This window comes from Streptomyces altiplanensis, assembly GCF_053591575.1.
Genome location: NZ_JBSFUB010000216.1, coordinates 1 through 2,521, shown reverse-complemented (window position 1 = coordinate 2,521; position 2,521 = coordinate 1). Strand labels below are relative to the sequence as shown.

Sequence of the window (2,521 nt, the reverse complement as noted above, 5' to 3'; positions counted from 1 at the left end):
GTGCGGTTTCCGCCCGCGGTGTTTCCGGGGGCGCCCTGAGCGGCCGTGTCGGCTGTTCGCGTGAAATCCGGGAACGAAGCAGGGATTTCCCCAGAGCGTGTGCCGGGCGCGTGTGAAGCGCCGCAGGGCGTCCGGGAGCGGATCGACGCCGATGCCCGGAGCCGTCGGCGCCGGCAGACGGCCGTCACCAGACGGGCACGCCGTGCGCGATGGACACGTCGTGCGCGGCGGACACGTCGTGGACCCGGCGGGCTCCGCCGAGGCAGCGGCGAGAGACCCGGCTCGATCTGGGGCGTGGACGACGGCCGGCTCGCCGACGGCGCGGAGGACCTGCTGGAGCGCGGCACCGTGCCATGAACCGCTGTTCTCAGGAGGATTGCGGCGGAGCGACCGAGGACCGCACGATCAGGCGTGTGCGCAGGGTGTGCATCTCGCGGAGGGGCTCGGCTCCTTCGAGAGGATCGAGGAGCACCTCGGCCGCTTTCGCGCCGAGCTGGTGCACGGGCTGCTCGATCATCGTCAGCGGCGGGTCCATGACCGCCGCCCAGGCGCTGTCGTCGAAGCCGATCAGGGACAGGTCGCGGGGGTAGGACAGCTTCTGTCTGCGCACCGCCCGCAGCGCTCCTGTCACCGCGTCGGTCTCGGTGCAGAACAGCGCGGTGATCCGCCGGGGAAGGGTCAGCATGCGGACGACCTCCTCGGTGGCCCGCTCCTCCGTCTTGGGCCCGACCATCACCAGCTCCGGGTCGAAGGGGATGTGCGCGTCGTCGAGCGCGTCGAGGTAGCCGCGCAGGCGCTCCCCGTCGGTCCACAGGTTGCGCGAGGCCCCGGCGAGCAGTTCGCGCCGGGTCGCCGGCGCCTGTGCCACGGGCGGCCCCCACACGAATCCGATACGGCGGTGCCCGGCCGCGATCAGCGTCTCGACCGCCTCGCGCGCCGCCTCCCGGTTGTCGATGACGACGGCGTCGAGATCGAGCGACGGGATCGCCCGGTCGACGAGCACGACCGGGACGCCCCGGTCCAGCGCCGCCCTGATGTGGGCGTCTTCACCGCGGCCGACGGCGGCCGACGCGATGATGACACCGTCCACGCGCTTGTCGATGAGTACGTTCGTCGCCGCGACCTCCTCGGCGAGGTTCTCGTACGTGCTCAGCACGATGGTGTCGAAGCCCCGGGCCCGGGAGGTGTCGCAGATCCCGCGCACCACACCGGCGAAGAAGGGGTTGCCGATGTCCGCGACGATCACCCCGAGGGTGTGGCTGACACCGGTCGACATGCTGCGCGCCAGCGCGTTCGCGCGGTAGCCGAGCTTCTCGGCCGCCGCGAGCACCCGCTCCTTCAGTTCGGGGCTGACGTATCCGTACCCGCCGAGCGTCCGGGCCGCGGTCGCCCGGCCGACACCGGCCTCGGCGGCCACCTCGGAGATCGTCGGTGATCCCGACGCGCGGCCCCGGTCTGCTGGCATGGATCCGTACCTCAATTCTCTCGGTCGAAGGCTTGCCACATGCTAGACACGGCCGGTTGCCCGGTGGGCCGCCCGTGACCGAAGGCTCCTTCGACGAAGCACTGCTCATGGGCGGTTCCTGCTCCGTCGTGGAGGGCGCGCTCGATCATGTGCCGGCCGGGCGGGGCGTCCGCGGACCAGCCGCCCCGCAGCAGGGAGACCGCGAAGCCGGTGAGGAAGGCGTCGCCGCACCCCATCGTGTCGACGAGGGTTCCCGCTCCCTCCACCCGGCGCGCCGGCGCCGCGACGGTCGCGCGGCCGTCGTGGGCGATCGCTCCGTCGACGCCCCGGGTGGCGAGCGCCAGCTTGGCCCCCCGGCCCACGGCCTCGGCCAGGAGCGCGCGCGTGGTGGGCTCGTCGAGGTGCGAGCAGGACAGCAGAACCAGGTCGGCGTGCGGGCAGACGCGGTCCAGGTAGGAGGGGGTGCGGAACTCGTCGTCGCTCGACAGGTCGAAGGACACGAGCGGGCCCAGCCCGGCGAGTTTGGGCAGCTCGCTCTCGCTGCGGGAGTACACGCTGGAGTGCACGAGGTCGAAGGAGGCGGCGTACGACAGCAGTTCACCGTCGAGTACGAGCGGCTCCCGCACCGTGACGCCGCCGCCGTTCCAGCCGAGGAAGACGCGGTCGCCGTCGTCGACGCGCAGGGTGGAGAGGCCGGTCTCGCCGGCCCGTACGACACAGTGGTCCACGGCGACCCGCTGCGCGGTGACGGACTCGCGCAGGAAGCGGCCGAGATCGTCGTCGCCGAAGACGCCGAGGTAGGCGGCCTCCAGGCCGAGGCGCCGGGCGTAGACGGCCACGTTCACGCTGTTGCCACCCGGGTAGTCGACGCCGCGGTCGACGAAGCGGTCGACGATGTTGTCGCCGAAGCCGAGGACTCTCATAGGGGTTCTCCTGTGCGCGGGCCCGGTGAGCCAGGGGCGCGGGGCCGAGTGGGGCACGGTGCGGGCAGGGCACCGGCGTGTCCGAGGGGGTGTGTGCGGAACCCGCCGCCCGCGCCCGGCCGTTCGCCGGGCG

The 2,521-nt window shown here is 72.7% G+C and carries 2 protein-coding genes; both read right to left on the bottom strand.

From position 1 onward, the window contains the following. Nucleotides 1-367: 367 nt before the first annotated feature. Nucleotides 368-1,465, bottom strand: coding sequence for a LacI family DNA-binding transcriptional regulator (locus ACWD0Y_RS36550; protein ID WP_450264559.1), 1,098 nt, complete (start codon nucleotides 1,463-1,465; stop codon nucleotides 368-370). Nucleotides 1,466-1,476: 11 nt separating this feature from the next. Continuing rightward, nucleotides 1,477-2,388, bottom strand: coding sequence for a PfkB family carbohydrate kinase (locus ACWD0Y_RS36545; protein ID WP_450264558.1), 912 nt, complete (start codon nucleotides 2,386-2,388; stop codon nucleotides 1,477-1,479). Between the last annotated feature and the right edge of the window lie 133 nt (nucleotides 2,389-2,521).

Bases quoted from the DNA above. Each gene is read 5' to 3' on its own strand.
- ACWD0Y_RS36550 (WP_450264559.1), bottom strand. From the start codon at position 1,465: ATGCCAGCAGACCGGGGCCGCGCGTCGGGATCACCGACGATCTCCGAG.
- ACWD0Y_RS36545 (WP_450264558.1), bottom strand. From the start codon at position 2,388: ATGAGAGTCCTCGGCTTCGGCGACAACATCGTCGACCGCTTCGTCGAC.